The 15379-nt window shown below is 51.1% G+C and carries 10 protein-coding genes and 3 pseudogenes; 6 read left to right on the top strand and 7 right to left on the bottom strand.

Annotated features, from left to right (window positions below; all coding sequences use genetic code 11):
- The first annotated feature begins 392 nt into the window (after window positions 1-392).
- Both ppk1 and ppx read left to right on the top strand, forming a co-directional pair.
- Window positions 393-2504: a polyphosphate kinase 1 gene (gene ppk1 / locus ABDK09_10865; protein ID XAW90017.1), complete on the top strand. Its 2112-nt coding sequence runs from the start codon at window positions 393-395 to the stop codon at window positions 2502-2504.
- On the top strand, window positions 2479-4182 hold the full coding sequence (ppx, locus tag ABDK09_10860; protein XAW90016.1) for an exopolyphosphatase: 1704 nt from the start codon (window positions 2479-2481) through the stop codon (window positions 4180-4182). Before ppk1 ends, ppx begins: the two co-directional genes overlap by 26 nt.
- A gap of 119 nt (window positions 4183-4301) precedes the next feature.
- On the opposite strand, the gene ABDK09_10855 is transcribed toward ppx, so the two are convergent.
- The 3 genes and pseudogenes from ABDK09_10855 to phoB form a co-directional block, all read right to left on the bottom strand.
- Window positions 4302-5282 carry a phosphate ABC transporter substrate-binding protein PstS family protein gene (locus tag ABDK09_10855; protein ID XAW90015.1) on the bottom strand — a complete coding sequence of 327 codons (981 nt, stop codon included), beginning with the start codon at window positions 5280-5282 and terminating at the stop codon, window positions 4302-4304.
- Between the two features lie 2 nt (window positions 5283-5284).
- Window positions 5285-6584: pseudogene (gene phoR, locus ABDK09_10850) on the bottom strand (phosphate regulon sensor histidine kinase PhoR).
- A 54-nt stretch (window positions 6585-6638) separates the two neighbouring features.
- Window positions 6639-7328: a phosphate regulon transcriptional regulator PhoB gene (gene phoB / locus ABDK09_10845; protein XAW90014.1), complete on the bottom strand. Its 690-nt coding sequence runs from the start codon at window positions 7326-7328 to the stop codon at window positions 6639-6641.
- Window positions 7329-7544: 216 nt separating this feature from the next.
- On the opposite strand from phoB, the gene rdgC reads away from it, so the two are divergent.
- The 3 genes from rdgC to ABDK09_10830 all read left to right on the top strand — a co-directional run bounded on the left by rdgC (window position 7545) and on the right by ABDK09_10830 (window position 10376).
- A complete protein-coding gene (gene rdgC / locus ABDK09_10840) occupies window positions 7545-8459 on the top strand; it encodes a recombination-associated protein RdgC (protein ID XAW90013.1) in 915 nt (304 codons plus the stop codon).
- Window positions 8460-8719: 260 nt separating this feature from the next.
- A complete protein-coding gene (yegQ, locus tag ABDK09_10835) occupies window positions 8720-10120 on the top strand; it encodes a tRNA 5-hydroxyuridine modification protein YegQ (protein XAW90012.1) in 1401 nt (466 codons plus the stop codon).
- Window position 10121: 1 nt separating this feature from the next.
- Window positions 10122-10376, top strand: a complete 255-nt coding sequence (locus ABDK09_10830; GenBank protein ID XAW90011.1) for a YfhL family 4Fe-4S dicluster ferredoxin — start codon at window positions 10122-10124, stop codon at window positions 10374-10376.
- Between the two features lie 64 nt (window positions 10377-10440).
- Here the strand turns inward: ABDK09_10830 and ABDK09_10825 are convergent.
- From ABDK09_10825 to ABDK09_10810, 4 genes and pseudogenes are all read right to left on the bottom strand, one after another.
- A pseudogene (locus ABDK09_10825) lies at window positions 10441-11884 on the bottom strand (MDR family MFS transporter).
- Window positions 11885-12034: 150 nt separating this feature from the next.
- Complete coding sequence (locus ABDK09_10820; GenBank protein ID XAW90010.1) at window positions 12035-12742, bottom strand: ChrR family anti-sigma-E factor; 708 nt, start codon at window positions 12740-12742, stop codon at window positions 12035-12037.
- Window positions 12739-13323 carry an RNA polymerase sigma factor gene (locus ABDK09_10815; protein XAW90009.1) on the bottom strand — a complete coding sequence of 195 codons (585 nt, stop codon included), beginning with the start codon at window positions 13321-13323 and terminating at the stop codon, window positions 12739-12741. Before ABDK09_10815 ends, ABDK09_10820 begins: the two co-directional genes overlap by 4 nt.
- Window positions 13324-13525: 202 nt before the next feature.
- A pseudogene (locus ABDK09_10810) lies at window positions 13526-14105 on the bottom strand (LON peptidase substrate-binding domain-containing protein).
- Window positions 14106-14455: 350 nt separating this feature from the next.
- On the opposite strand from ABDK09_10810, the gene ABDK09_10805 reads away from it, so the two are divergent.
- Window positions 14456-15274, top strand: coding sequence for an outer membrane protein OmpK (locus ABDK09_10805; protein XAW90008.1), 819 nt, complete (start codon window positions 14456-14458; stop codon window positions 15272-15274).
- Window positions 15275-15379: the final 105 nt, after the last annotated feature.

Below are 15379 nucleotides of genomic sequence, written 5' to 3'. Positions count from 1 at the left end.
TACACTAAAATGTCATCAAAATGCCATTGCACGCCCGAATACGAGCAGGTGTTAACCTGTCTGAAGGGGAACGCCTGAAGAGTGTGACTCTCAGCGGTGAAATCCGGCCCGGGTAACAGAGTGGCTGTAAACCTTATAGCGACCGGTTTGCGCAGTGCATTTATTGAAGATACTCAAGTACAAGATTATATGTCTGTTAAGTGACAATTATATTACAGATCACATTAAACAACTGAAAATAAAACAACTATAGAGAGTACGCACTTTTGCAATAAAAGTGTCATATTTAAAAACTAATTTGCAATGAATACCCCACGGTTAATAACTAAACAATCATTAAAAAGTCATTTTAACCAGACACAAAATCACCAGAACAAGTCAGTAGGTAAGTCATGAGCGCGGAAAAGTTGTATATCGATAAAGAATTAAGTTGGCTCTCTTTTAACGAGCGGGTGCTGCAGGAAGCAGCCGATAAGACCGTGCCGCTGGTTGAACGTATCCGTTTTCTGGGCATTTTCTCCAACAACCTGGATGAATTCTATAAAGTACGCTTCTCCGATGTAAAACGGCGCATTCTGATCAACCGTGAACGCGGCGGCAATGACTCCAATAAACATCTGCTCAGCCGTATGCAGAGTAAAGCATTCAAGCTCAATCAGGATTTCGACAACCTGTATAATGACATCATTCTTGAGATGGCACGGCGACGCATTTTCCTGGTCAACGAAACCCAGCTCGATGAAGCGCAGCAGCGCTGGATCACCAAGTACTTCCATAAAGAAGTGCTGCCTCACATCACTCCGCTGCTGATGAAAGATGACATCGATGTGCTGCAGTTCCTCAAAGATGAATACGCCTATATCGCCACCGACCTGAAAAAAGGCGATGAATCGCACTACGCGCTAATCGAAATTCCGACCGATCACCTGCCGCGTTTTGTTATGGTGCCGGAACAAAAAGGCAAGCGCCGCAAGACCATCATTCTGCTCGACAACATCATCCGTTACTGCCTGGACGATATTTTCCGCGGCTTTTTCGATTACGACTCGCTCAATGGCTATGCGATCAAAATGACCCGCGATGCGGAATACGATCTTAGTCATGAAGTGGAATACAGCCTGCTGGAACTGATGTCGGAAGGCCTTAACCAGCGCCTGACCGCGATGCCGGTGCGGTTTGTTTACGAACGCGATATGCCGGAGCAGATGCTTAACTTCCTGTGCGAAAAACTGCAGATTTCCCATTACGACAGTTTGCTGCCGGGCGGGCGCTATCACAACTTTAAAGACTTTATCGGCTTTCCGAACGTGGGACGTGACTATCTGGAAAACCGTCCGCTGCCGCCGATCAAGTGCGCCGATTTTGAAGGCTATCTGAACGCCTTTGACGCCATCAAAGCGCAGGACATCCTGCTGCACTACCCGTACCACAGCTTCGAGCACATTACCGAGCTGGTGCGTCAGGCATCCTTTGACCCGAAAGTGGTCAGCATTAAAATCAACATCTATCGTGTCGCGAAAGACTCACGTCTGATGAACTCACTGATTGACGCGGTCCATAACGGCAAAAATGTCGTTGTGGTGGTGGAGCTGCAGGCCCGTTTTGATGAAGAGGCCAACATCGAATGGTCGCGGGTGCTGACTGAAGCCGGCGTGCACGTGGTGTTTGGTACCCCGGGGATGAAAATCCACGCCAAGCTGCTACTGATCACCCGCCGCGAAGAGAATGAATTTGTCCGTTACGCCCATATCGGTACCGGTAACTTCCACGAAAAGACCGCGCGTATCTATACCGACTTTTCCCTGCTGACCGCCGACAAAGATCTCACTAACGAAGTGCGTAACGTGTTCGGCTACATTGAAAATCCGTTCCGCCCGGTGAATTTCAATCATCTGATTGTTTCGCCGCGTAATTCCCGCAACCAGTTGTACCGTCTGATCGATGAGGAAACCGCCAACGCCCAAGCGGGTAAAAAAGCGGCCATTACTCTCAAGGTCAATAACTTGGTCGATCCCGGTCTGGTCAACAAACTGTACGCCGCCAGCAGTGCCGGCGTGCAGATAAAGATGATCATTCGCGGCATGTGCTCTCTGGTGCCCGGCGTGGAAGGCATCAGCGATAACATTCGTATCATCAGTATTGTCGATCGCTTCCTGGAGCACCCGCGGGTACTGATCACACATAATGAAGGCAATCCAAAGGTTTATATCTCTTCTGCTGACTGGATGACACGTAATATTGATCACCGTATCGAAGTCACCGCACCAGTGCGTGACGAGCGGCTGAAACAGCGTATTATAGACATCATCAATCTACAGTTTACCGATACCGTCAAAGCACGGGTGATCGATAAAGAAATGAGTAACCGCTACGTTAACCGCGGTAACCGCAAGAAAGTTCGTTCACAACTGGCGATTTATGACTATCTTAAAAATGTAGAAAAACAAACACGTAAGCATAAGGGATCAGCAGATATCCATGACTCAGCCCAGCAGCACGTCTGACCACGCTAAATCTGAAAACACTAAGCCTGACAACGATCAGCCTAAAAGCGATCAGTCTAAAAACTTGGCACCTGAAAAGGATACGCCTGTCAACGACAGCGTGAATGACACCCGGCCTGAACAGGTGTCAGGTGATAGTTCTCTTCGCGATGGTACTTATCTTCGCGATGATAGTTCTGTTCGCGATGAGACCAGTACCCGTGAAATCGCCGCGATTGACTTAGGCTCGAACAGCTTTCACATGGTGGTGGCGAAAGTCGTTGATCAGGATTTACAGCTGATCAGCCGCCACAAACAGCGGGTCCGTCTCGCTTCAGGTCTGGATGAACAGCGCAATCTCGATAACGCCTCGATAGAGCGCGGACTCGAGTGTCTGGCGATGTTTGCCGAGCGTCTGCAGGGCATTGATGCCGACAATGTACGTATCGCCGCGACGCATACCCTGCGTCAGGCCAATAACGCGCATATTTTTCTGCAACGCGCGCAGGAAGTGCTGCCCTACCCGATCGAGATTATTCCCGGCACGGAAGAAGCACGCCTGATTTATCTGGGTGTGGCGCATACTCAGCCTCAGGCTGAATCGATGCTGGTGGTCGATATCGGCGGCGGCAGTACCGAAATGGTGATAGGCAAAGGCTTTGATGCCGAGCTGGTCAACAGTAAACAGATGGGCTGCGTCTCCTATACCGACCGCTATTTTTCTAATGGCAAACTGTCGAAGAAAAATTTTGCCCAGGCGATGCTGGCGGCCGAACAGAAACTGGAGTCGGTAGCCAGTAAGTACCGCAAACTGGGCTGGAAAATCGCTTTTGGTTCATCCGGTACCGTGAAAGCGATTCACGAAGTGCTGATCGGCCTCGGATTTGATGATGGCATCATTACCGAAGAGCGGCTGAGTAAACTGATCGACAAACTGTGTGACTGGAACTCGATTGACGACATTCAGCTCTCCGGCCTGACCGAGGACCGTAAACCTGTGTTTGCGGCCGGGGTCGCTATCCTGAGTGCGATTTTTCATGCGCTCAAGATCAAAGAGATGTTCTTCTCCGACGGCGCGCTGCGTGAAGGTTTGCTGTATGAGATGGAAGACAGGTTCAAATATTCTGATATCCGTCTGCGCACCACGGAAAACCTGGCGACGAAACATCTGGTTGATTTGGAACACGCAGCCAAGGTCAAAGGCCAGGCACGCGAATTTCTCGATCAGGTCGCCGCTGAACTGGGGCTGAAAAAGAATAACGAGCTGTTCGATTTGCTGGAATGGAGCGCCCTGCTGCATGAAGTCGGTCTGAGTATCAGCTTGCAGGCATTTCACCGCCACTCCGCCTACATTTTGCATCACACCAACATGCCTGGCTTTAACAGCGAGCAACAGCTGGTGCTGTCAACGCTGGCCCGTTTCCAGCGTAAAGCGTTAAAACTCAATGAAATGGCCGATTTTTCGCTGTTCAAGAAAAAGCATATCCTTGGCCTGATCCGGGTGCTGCGCCTGGCGATTGTGGTGAACGGCCAGCGCAATGAAGACCCGTTACCGGAGCTGAGCCTTGAAATCAAAGACGACGAATGGCAGCTCAAATGCGTGGAACAAGACTGGCTGGAGAACAACAAGCTGCTGCATGCTGACCTGCTCAGTGAACAGGAGTACTGGCACAGCGCCGGCTGGCAGCTAAGCTTCTGAGCCGCTCAGATTTTCACAGCAAACGCCACCGTTAACCAGACAAACAAAATGCAACAAGCCAGCACAATGCTGGCTTGTTTTATTAGTGGAGGATATATGCGGATCATGCACGCCCTGACTTATTCGATCCCGACCTTGTGCAACTCCTGATGAGCCAATTCGGGTGAGATAGGCAGATAGCCATCTTTGGCCACCATGTCCTGCCCCTGTCTGGAGAAGATAAAGCGGATAAATTCACGCTCCACCGGACTCAGCTCGCGGGTCGGATTCTTGTTGATATAAACGTAAAGATAGCGCGACAGAGGATAGTCACCGGACAAAATGTTCGCACGGGTCGGCTCAACATACTGGTCACCTTCTACCGCAATCGGCAGTAACTTAACCCCGGAGACCCGGTAACCGACCCCGGAATAACCTATGGTGTTGATGGTGGAAGCCACAGACTGCACCACCGAGGCCGAGCCCGGCTGTTCGTTGACGCTGCGTTTGAAATCCCCGCCGCACAGTGCATTTTGCTTAAAGTAGCCATACGTACCGGATACCGAGTTACGGCCGAACATCTGAATACCACGTTTTGCCCACTCATAAGGCAAACCAAGTTGCTCCCAGCGTTCGACCGACTCAGTCGCACCGCAGCGCAAAGTGGCGGAGAAAATACTGTCGAGCTGGGTGAAATTAAGTCCTTTGATTGGATTATCGCGATGCACAAAGATACCAATCGCATCAATCGCCACCCGCAGCGCGGTCGGTTTATAACCATAGGTGCGCTCAAACGCTTCGATTTCGCCGCTGCGCATCGGCCGGCTCATCGGGCCAAACTGGGCCGTACCTTCGGTCAGCGCCGGTGGCGCGGTGGCAGAGCCGGATGCCTGCACCTGACCAATCACATTGGGGTAAATCGATTTAAACTCTTCCACCCACAAGGTGGTCATCCCGGCTAAGGTATCGGAACCGACCGTAAGCAGGTTACCGGCCACGCCGGATGTTTTTTCATAGTCACTTAAGTCATAGTCACTTAAGCCATTATCACTTAAGGCCTCTGCCGACGCCGGGCCAAAACTGGCCGCCAGCAGCGCCAACAGAGTCATTTTTTTCCACATGGTTACTTCACCACCAGGCGTTTGGGCAGCACAAACGAGAACTGGCTGCCGACACCAACCTGGCTTTTAATTTCTAAATGAGAGTCATGATGCGACAAGGCATGTTTTACAATCGCCAGCCCTAAACCACTGCCGCCGGTATCACGTGAACGCGCTTTATCGACGCGGTAAAAACGCTCAGTCAGACGATGCAGGTGCTGCGGCTCGATACCGTCGCCTTTATCTTCCACTTCCAGACAGGCGCCCTGCGGGCTCTGATACCAGCGCACGTTAATTTCGGCGCCGGGCGGCGTGTATTTGACCGCGTTATACACCAGATTTGAGATCGCACTGCGTAACTGATCTTCGTCTGCCAGCACACGCAGCTTCTTGTCGACGTCAAAATGGAGCTGATGCTGATCATCACCGCTCAGGCTGACCGCTTCTTTTTCCAGAATCTCCAGAATCGAAGGGACATCAACCACTTCGTCCAGCTCATGAATCGGCGACGCTTCAATCTTGGACAAGGTCAGCAGCTGACTGACCAAGCTGTTCATGCGGTTGAGCTGCTCGGTCATCACGCCGTGCGCTTTCGGCCACATCGGACCGACCAGCATATCCGGATCTTCGGTCATCTCCAGGTAACCCTGCAGCACCGTCATCGGGGTGCGCAGCTCATGGGAAACGTTGGCAAAGAAGTTACGGCGCATGCCTTCCAGCTGCTTAAGCTGAGTGACATCACGCACCACCATCAGGTGCTCGCCTTCGGTATACGGCACAATCCGCAGTTCGAGCGAACGTTCCACATTGAGCGGCGAACGCATGTCGAGCGGCTCCGTGAAGTCGCCTTTTTGCAGATATTTGATGAAATCCGGGGTGCGAATCAGGTTAGAGATCGGCTGTCCGGCATCATCCGGCCAGCGAAAACCGAGCAAATGCTGAGCCAGACGGTTACACCAGACAATATTGCCTTCACCGCGAAACACCACGACAGCATCGGGCAGCGATTCCGCCCCGTTACGGAAACGGCGAATCAGGTTGGTCAGCTCTTTGCGTTTTTTGCGCTGGCGCTGCTGCAGGCGGTAAATGCCGTTAAACAGCGACTCCCAGTTGCCGGAAACCGGACGGCGGCGTGAGACGCTTTTCGTCCCATAGCCAGGCGGAAAGGCGCATCTGGTTATGCAAATGCCATACAAGCTGCAAAGCCGTGGCCGCTAACAGCAACCACGGCATGTATCCGAATATCCACCCGACCACAACCCAGGGCAGGTAAAAAAAAGCCAGCTCCCAGGCCAGCTTTTTCCAAGTTAAACGTTCAACCATAATGTCTTCATGCCGCATCCGATTCGGCGGAATCCAGGACCGGCGTCAGTCCCCTTACGCTTTGGTTGAGAAACGGTAGCCGGCGCCGCGCACTGTCTGGATCAGCTTATCGTGACCCGCTTCTTCCAGTGCTTTACGCAAACGGCGGATATGCACATCAACGGTACGGTCTTCCACGTAAACGTTCGTCCCCCAGACGTTGTTCAGCAGCTGCTCGCGGCTGTACACCCGTTCCTGGTGAGTCATAAAGAAATGCAGCATTTTGAATTCGGTCGGGCCCATATCCAATGCATCATCATTGGCTGTCACACGGTGCGATACCGGATCCAGTTTCAGACCCTGCACATCAATCACGTCTTCCAGTGCCGTTGGCGTCACACGGCGAATCACCGCTTTGAGACGAGCCACCAGCTCTTTAGGAGAGAAAGGTTTGGTAATGTAGTCATCAGCGCCGACTTCCAGGCCACGGACTTTATCTTCTTCTTCACCACGCGCAGTCAGCATCACAACCGGAATGTTGCGTGTCAGCTCTTCACGTTTCATATGCTTGATGAAGTTAATGCCGCTGCCACCAGGCAGCATCCAATCAAGCAGGACCAGATCAGGGAAGGGTTCAGCCAGTTTATTCACCGCAGTGTCATAGTCTTCGGCTTCCACTGCCTGATAACCTTTTTGTTCAAGCACGAAACACAGCATTTCACGAATCGGTGCTTCGTCTTCAACAACCAGAATCCTTCTAGACATAATTGAATAACCTTTTTATTTAATCAACGCTGTGCATTATGAGAAATGATTATGACACTTTTGTGACCTTTGCAAACAATTTTTAATATAACTTTCTTATCAAATTCATCGTTATATCAACCTGGTTTCGGGTGGCAATTTTTTGAATTCGCCGTGAGACATTGCCAGTGAGATGTCCTATGATGTCACGCTTTCGAACAAGGAAAAGAAATAGATATGTGGTTTAAAAACTGTATGGTCTATCGCGTTAACCGCGATATCAACTTCAATGCCGACCAGCTGGAACAGCAACTGGCAGAGTTTCGCTTCACCCCTTGTGGCAGCCAGGACAAACAGAAATTCGGCTGGGTACATGCGATGGGCAAACATGGCGACATGATGACTCACGTCAGTGAAGACCGCATTCTCATCTGTGCCAAGAAAGAAGAAAAAATGCTCCCGGCCTCAGTGATCAAAGACTCACTCAATGCCAAGGTTGAAGCAATGGAAGCCGAAGAAGGCCGCCCGTTGAAAAAGAAAGAAAAGGACAATATCAAAGACGATATCGTCATCGATCTGCTGCCACGCGCGTTCAGCCGCAGCCAGTACACCTTTGTGCTGATCATGCCGTCGCAAGGGCTGATTCTGGTCGACGCCAGCAGCTACAAAAAAGCCGAAGACGTGCTGGCGCTGCTGCGTAAAACCATGGGCAGCCTGCCGGTAGTTCCGGCTATTCCGGAAGTGGCGGTCGAAACCACCCTGACGCAATGGGTCAAAGACGGCAACCTGCCGCAAGGGTTCAACCTGCTGGATGAAGCCGAGCTGACATCGACTCTCGATGACGGCGCCGTCGTGCGTTGTAAAAAACAGGAACTGACCAGCGATGAGATTCTCAATCACATTGCAGCCAATAAAGTGGTGACCAAGCTGGCTGTCAACTGGCAGGATCGTCTGAGCTTTATCCTGGCCGAAGACTGCAGCATCAAACGCATCACCTTCAGCGATGAACTGAAAGATCAGAACGAAGACATTCCGCGTGAAGATCAGGCGGCGCGTTTCGATGCCGATTTCTCGCTGATGTGCGGCGAGTTTTCCGCCTTGCTGCCGAATCTGTTCGACGCGTTAGGCGGCCTGCCGCACGCCGACGCTTAAGCCCCTCCCCGAGTCAGGCCGGTCCGTTGTGACCGGCCTGACTTTTTTGAAGCTATCCGTGATTGAGACTGTCCGTTATCAACCTGTCATCTATCGGCTTATCAGGTATGAGCCCGGCAGCGTACACTGCGTGTTCAGCTGCTATTCTCATCTGCAATCTCAACTGGTCATGGCTCACATTTTGACGTAAAATTTGTGCCCCTTCCAATGCCATCAGGTGGCATTGGCCTGACTTGAGATCAGATTGAGATAAAGAAGCAATGACTACTGAGAAAACTTTCGTACCTGAACTGCTGTCACCGGCAGGTAGCCTGAAAAACATGCGTTACGCGTTCGCCTACGGTGCGGATGCTGTGTACGCCGGCCAGCCGCGTTACAGCCTGCGTGTACGTAACAACGAATTCAACCACGAGAACCTGCAAATCGGTATCGATGAAGCGCACGCCCAGGGCAAACGCTTTTACGTGGTATGTAACATCCAGCCGCACAACTCGAAGCTGAAAACCTTCATCCGCGATCTGAAACCTGTGGTTGATATGGGTCCGGACGCGCTGATCATGTCTGACCCGGGTCTGATCATGATGGTACGTGAAGCTTTCCCTGACATGGCGATTCACCTGTCAGTACAGGCGAACGCGGTAAACTGGGCCACGGTTAAATTCTGGGCAGCCAACGGCGTTGAGCGCGTTATCGTCTCTCGCGAGCTGTCTCTGGAAGAGATCGAAGAGATTCGTGAACACTGTCCGGAAACCGAGCTGGAAGTTTTCGTACACGGCGCACTGTGTATGGCTTACTCAGGTCGTTGCCTGCTGTCTGGCTACATCAACAAACGTGACCCGAACCAAGGCACCTGTACCAACGCCTGCCGTTGGGAATACAAAGTTGAGAAAGGCAAAGAAGACGAAGCGGGTCAAATCGTTGAACAATTCGATCCGAATGCCGCTCAGGCGATTGAAGTGCAGGAAGAGCGTCCGGAAACCACCATCGGCCGTGGTAAGCCAATTGATGACGTGGTTCTGCTGTCTGAAAGCCACCGTCCGGAAGAGAAGATGGCCGCTTATGAAGATGAGCACGGCACTTACATCATGAACTCCAAAGACCTGCGTGCGGTACAACACGTTGAGCGTCTGACCAAGATGGGTGTGCACTCACTGAAAATCGAAGGTCGTACTAAGTCATTCTACTACTGTGCACGTACTGCTCAGGTTTACCGCAAAGCGATCGATGATGCTGTGGCAGGTAAACCGTTCGATGAGAACCTGATGGGCACGCTGGAAAGCCTGGCGCACCGTGGTTACACCGAAGGCTTCCTGCGTCGTCACACGCATGACGCGTACCAGAACTACGACTACGGCTACTCTGTATCTGATGCACAGCAGTTCGTCGGTGAGTTCACCGGTAAACGCCGTGGCGACATGGTAGAAGTAGAAGTGAAGAACAAATTCATCCTGGGCGACAGCCTGGAGCTGATGACGCCAAAAGGTAACGTTGTTTTCACTCTGGAAGCGATGGAAAACCGTAAAGGCGAAGTAATTGACGATGCGAAAGGCAACGGCCACTTTGTCTATATTCCAGTTCCACAGGATATGGATCTGAACTACGCTCTACTGATGCGTAACCTTAACGCTGGTCAGGATACCCGTAACCCAACAGGCAAATAATATGGCCTTATTGATCACTGATAAGTGCATTAACTGTGATATGTGCGATCCGGAATGCCCGAACGGGGCCATCTCGATGGGCGACTCCATCTTTGAGATTGACCCGGATCTGTGTACCGAATGTAAAGGTCACTACGACAAGCCGACCTGTCAGTCGGTGTGTCCGATCACGAAATGCATCATTGTTGATCCGAACCACATTGAAACAGAAGAAGAGCTGTTAGAGAAATTCGTGATCATTCAGGGTCTGGCCTGACAGGTTGCGCCTCTTCACAGTGGCGCAACCCAGACAAAAAACGGTCTCAGCTGAGACCGTTTTTTTATGCGCTTTTTTCCGTCGCCCAACTGTAGTCATCAAGCTGAATCAACGGTGCCCGCGCCGCGTTGAGCACACAGATAAACGCAAGCAGCGCCGCAAGCAGATAGCCGGTCTGGAACGCGTCCGCAACCACATTCTGCGGCGTCGCCAGTAAGGTACTGATTGAGCTGCTGGCATCAAAACCGGGGATTTGCGAATAAATCAGGGTACCAAATACCGCCGTACCGACTGACGCGCCCAGCGAACGACACAGCGCCGCCATAGAGGTTATCCGCCCCAGACTGGCTTTACCGGCCACGGTCTGAATCAGCACCTGGGTCGATGGCATCACAGTGCCGAGACCAAGGCAGCATACAAAGCCGACCGCACTGACCGCATTCGGCCCCATATCCACCATGGCTAACGCCATAAACGCCAGCGTACTCAGGCTCATACCGCACACCGGAATCCATTTCGGCACCCCGCTGCGCGCAATCAGTTTGCCGGTGATAAATGAACCACTGATAATGCCGGCCGAAAGCGGGATCATCAGCAGCCCGGAAACGGGCCGCACTGACGCCCAGACCGATTTGCATGAAAATCGGCAGGAAAAAGACCAGCCCGAACAGACACGAAGCAAACAGGAAAGTCGAAATCAAAGGCACATGAATCTCTTTACGCACCAGCAAAGGTAAAGGCAAAAAAGAGTGACGAACCCGCTTCTGCTGCCATACAAAGCTCACTACTAACAGCATAAACACACCCAGTAGCAGCAGGCTGGTTTCTGATCCCCAGGCAAAGTAATGGCCACCGGCAGACAGCCAGTAAATGATCGTCGTCATCAGGGTCGGAAACAACAGCAGCCCCGCAAAGTCGATGCTGCTTGTGGCGCTTTTAACCTGACTCGACTGCAGACGCGATAAACGAAACAGCGCCAGCGCAACCAGCGGCAGATTAATCCAGAACAGCCATTGCCAGGAGAGATAAGTCACTATCACCCCGCCCAGCACCGGGCCACCGATACTCGACAGCGCAAACAGCGCCGAAAAGTAGCCCTGAAAACGCGCCCGCTGACGCGGTGCGACCAGTTCGCCAATCAATGCCTGTGACAGGCTCATCAGGCCGCCACTGCCCAAGCCCTGGATAATCCGCCCTGCGACCAGACCCGGCATGTTGACCGCCAGCGCACAAACCAGAGAGCCAAGTGCAAAGATGCTGAGCGCAATCCCGAGCATACGTTTACGACCATATTGATCACCCAGCCAGCCATAGATCGGCACTGAAGCCGCACCGGCCAGCATATAACCGACCGCAATCCAGGAAGAGAGTTGAATGTCACCCAGATCGCTGACGATGGCCGGAGTAGCCGTGGCCAGCAGAGTCTGATCCACCGCAGCCAGAAACATTGGCAGAAACACTGTGGCGAACAGGCTGAGAAAAGTCTTTTTATCAATAGGCTGAGACATAATTCGATTTTATGTAATAGATTGAATACTCATGCATCATACACTGAACCCGGCGCGAAAATGCCAGAGAAGTGTGGTCAGGACAAAAAAAAGGCCACAAAGTGGCCATCAGGAGTACAGGTGAAGAAACTGACCTTAAGGATAAAGCTCTTAAGGATAAAGCCCTTTGCCAAACATATTAAACAACCGTGCCACACCGCGGGTAAACAGCATTGGCTCAGTCAGCACAGTCAGACACAGGCAGTCCTGATCCTGCGCAGTTTGGGGGGAATGACGCACACTGCCATCGCGCAGAATGAAATCACCGGCGTCATAATGATCATCTTCATCTTTGAAACCGCCATGCAGCACCAGAGTCGATTCTGTGCCCAGATGGGTGTGCTGCGGAATACTCACGCCGGCACTGATATACATCAGATTCATGTGCGTGTTGTCATCACTGTGCAACGCCAGGCTGAACACCTTGCCGCCATAACTGCGCCATTTTGCCTCGGATGACACGAAACGCTTCAGCGCACGCGGCACAGTAATTTGCCGTCCGTTTACCGACACAACCGGCGCCTTGACCCGTGTCAGTTTGGGCCGCGCAGGCGCATCGCTGTTAATGATCTGCTCCAGCATCTGCTGCCAGTGAGCATCGGCTGTTGGCTCCGCGGGTACCACACTGGATATGGTTTCTAAGTTGGAGCTCGTTTCTAATTTGAGCAGTGCGTCTCCGCAGTGCTCTTCCAATTGCCGGGTTTGCTGGCGGCAGTGTGGACACATCTCCAGATGAGTGGCCACAGACACGCCATGAATGGCATCAATAGAGCCTTGGGCATAGGCTTCAAGTAATGAAAAATCTGGATGGTAGCTCATAACCGCTCCGCATCGATTGAAGTTCTGAGTTTTTCCACTGCCAGACGCAAGCGTGATTTGACCGTACCGAGCGGAATGTCAAACATGTCGGCCACTTGCTGATGAGGAATTTCCTCAAGGTAAACCGCACGTACCACTTTTTGCTGCGCTTCCGGCAGAGTGTCGAGAAATTTAAGCACCTGCTCTTTCAGCATTTCATGCTCCGGAGCGTAGTGCTCAACCAGGTCAGGCGGGCAGAAATCTCCCGGCCAGATATCGTCGGCAAGGACATGAGGCTCCTTACCTTTCTGTTTACGCATCAGGTCAAAACACAAATTACGTGCAATGGTGTAGACCCAAGTCGATAACGAACTTTTGGAGCCATCAAACAGATAGGCTTTGTGCCATACTGTGGTCATGGCTTCCTGAACCAGTTCAACGGCGACGTGCTCGTTACCCAGATGCTTGAAAACAAACTGTTTCAGCCGCGGAGAAAAATAATGAAAGATAAGCGCGAAAGCTTCCTTATCGCGTTGTTTAACTTTCTCCATGCACCGGGTCCAGTCCTGGCGGCTGAAGGTTTGTGGATTCACATTTGTCATGAGATGTCCTGTCCTTAGCGGCCTGAAATTCAGGCCTTCCTGCACCTAACGCACATTATACGTGCTGATCATCCATTCAGATCACAGCAAAGCTGTAAGGCACTCACCTTTCATTATAGCGCCAGCTTTTACTGCCAGTACCCAATACTGACAGTGCTCAATACTGACAGTGCTGATGGCAGCCTGTCGCGTCGCGAGGAATCTAGTCGTCGTACGCTTCGATGGCCTGATTCAGGAATGCCAGCGCGCTGTGGCAGGTTTCCTGCTGCGCCAGTTCATCAAACTGGCCGTTGGACAGTGGCAGCAGTTCGAGCCAGCGCTGACTGACCCAGCTGGCATCATCAAAAAAGCGGTGGTCGTACAAACTGCCAATCTGCGGAAATTCCTGATACAGCTTTTGCAGGTGCTGACTGAGAAAAACTTCGCGATCCGGCATCTGCTGGGTTGGCCAGTTTCGGCAGCCATTCCACTTTCGCGCGGCGTAACCCATCGTGCTCAACCCGGATTTTGCGCGTCACGAAGCGTTTTATCCCCACCACGGTAATCCCGAGCAGGCCATCATCGAGCGTTTCGAAGTCGACAATTTTCACCCATGTACCAAATTCGGAAAGAGGATTTGCTTTTCCTTTGCTTTTGCTATCGAACAAACAGATCCCGAATCCACTGGCGGTTTTGCTGCATTCCGCCACCATACGTTTGTACCTTGGCTCAAAAATACGCAATTTCATCTTACCTTCGGGTAAAACAATTGAACTGAGCGGAAATAACATTATCTCTTCCATCGGGATTTCCTGCCTATCTGTTATGGATCTGCTAACCAAATGTGTTTGCTGTGCATACGCAATTTGCAAAACTCCAGATCACTGACTACACGTTTAGGTTATTCAATAAGCTTAATATCCCTCAACCCAAACGTTTGCGTGATAAAAATCACAAATAAAATGCAAATTCCTGTAACACAGAAAAGTTCCGTAAATAAAATGCAATACTGTGATCTTGATCACCAAAGAAGCCAAATTTTGCACGCTGTATCACTTTTAATTGAGATTTTAGTCGCTATCATTCCCGCCAATTGGAAGAGGCAGTGATTAATTATTCTTCTGAATCAATACAAACATAGAGAGTCCCCCTTATGCGCAAATTACTTTTAGCTCTTGGTCTACTGGCAGCGTCAGCTGCACCAGCTATGGCAGCTGACTACTCAGATGGCGACATCCACAAAAACGACTACAAATGGTTCCAGTTCAACATCATGGGTGCGTTTAATGAGAAAGGCGCTGCAGATGAAGACTCAAGCCACGATTACCTGGAAATGGAATTTGGCGGTCGTTCAGGAATTTTCGATCTTTACGGCTACATCGATATCTTCAACCTGACTACAGATACAAGCAGCGACAAGTACGGTCGTGATAAAATCTTTATGAAATTCGCGCCACGTGTTTCTCTGGACGCTCTGACTGGTAAAGACCTGTCTTTCGGTCCGGTACAGGAGCTATACCTGGCTTCTCTGATCCAATGGGATGGCGGTAGTGACGGTCTGAACACTCAAAACATCGGTCTGGGTTCAGACGTGATGGTTCCATGGTTTGGTAAAGTAGGCGTAAACCTGTACAAAACTTACGATTCAGCTAAGAAAGACTGGAACGGTTACCACTTTGCAACTAACTGGTTCAAACCTTTCTACTTCTTCGAGAACGGTACTTTCATCGCATACCAGGGTTACATCGATTACCAATTTGGCATGAAGAGCCAATACAACACGTCTAGCACTGGCTTTGACATGTTCAACGGTATCTACTGGCACTCAGACCGCTTCGCAGTGGGTTACGGCCTGAAGCTGTTCAACGACGTTTACGGTTTTGAAAACGGCGAAGGTCTGCCATGGGATGCGTCTGCAACTGCAGATTCAACCGGTATCGGCCATTACGTAGCAGTGACTTACAAGTTCTAAGCACATCCTGCTTAAGCTTTGAGAGGGCGCCAATCGGCGCCCTTTTTTATTGCTTTCGTTCTGCGGAGCATTATCCTTAGCGCAAACCCTTTAGCGAAGTTGTTT

It is taken from the genome of Vibrio sp. CDRSL-10 TSBA (assembly GCA_039696685.1).
In the GTDB taxonomy this organism is placed as follows: domain Bacteria; phylum Pseudomonadota; class Gammaproteobacteria; order Enterobacterales; family Vibrionaceae; genus Vibrio.
This window is presented reverse-complemented; position numbering and strand designations above follow the sequence as displayed.

Bases quoted from the DNA above. Each gene is read 5' to 3' on its own strand.
- ABDK09_10820 (XAW90010.1), bottom strand. From the start codon at position 12,742: ATGAGCTACCATCCAGATTTTTCATTACTTGAAGCCTATGCCCAAGGC.
- ppx (XAW90016.1), top strand. From the start codon at position 2,479: ATGACTCAGCCCAGCAGCACGTCTGACCACGCTAAATCTGAAAACACT.
- ABDK09_10815 (XAW90009.1), bottom strand. From the start codon at position 13,323: ATGACAAATGTGAATCCACAAACCTTCAGCCGCCAGGACTGGACCCGG.
- ABDK09_10805 (XAW90008.1), top strand. From the start codon at position 14,456: ATGCGCAAATTACTTTTAGCTCTTGGTCTACTGGCAGCGTCAGCTGCA.
- rdgC (XAW90013.1), top strand. From the start codon at position 7,545: ATGTGGTTTAAAAACTGTATGGTCTATCGCGTTAACCGCGATATCAAC.
- ABDK09_10855 (XAW90015.1), bottom strand. From the start codon at position 5,282: ATGTGGAAAAAAATGACTCTGTTGGCGCTGCTGGCGGCCAGTTTTGGC.
- phoB (XAW90014.1), bottom strand. From the start codon at position 7,328: ATGTCTAGAAGGATTCTGGTTGTTGAAGACGAAGCACCGATTCGTGAA.
- ppk1 (XAW90017.1), top strand. From the start codon at position 393: ATGAGCGCGGAAAAGTTGTATATCGATAAAGAATTAAGTTGGCTCTCT.
- yegQ (XAW90012.1), top strand. From the start codon at position 8,720: ATGACTACTGAGAAAACTTTCGTACCTGAACTGCTGTCACCGGCAGGT.
- ABDK09_10830 (XAW90011.1), top strand. From the start codon at position 10,122: ATGGCCTTATTGATCACTGATAAGTGCATTAACTGTGATATGTGCGAT.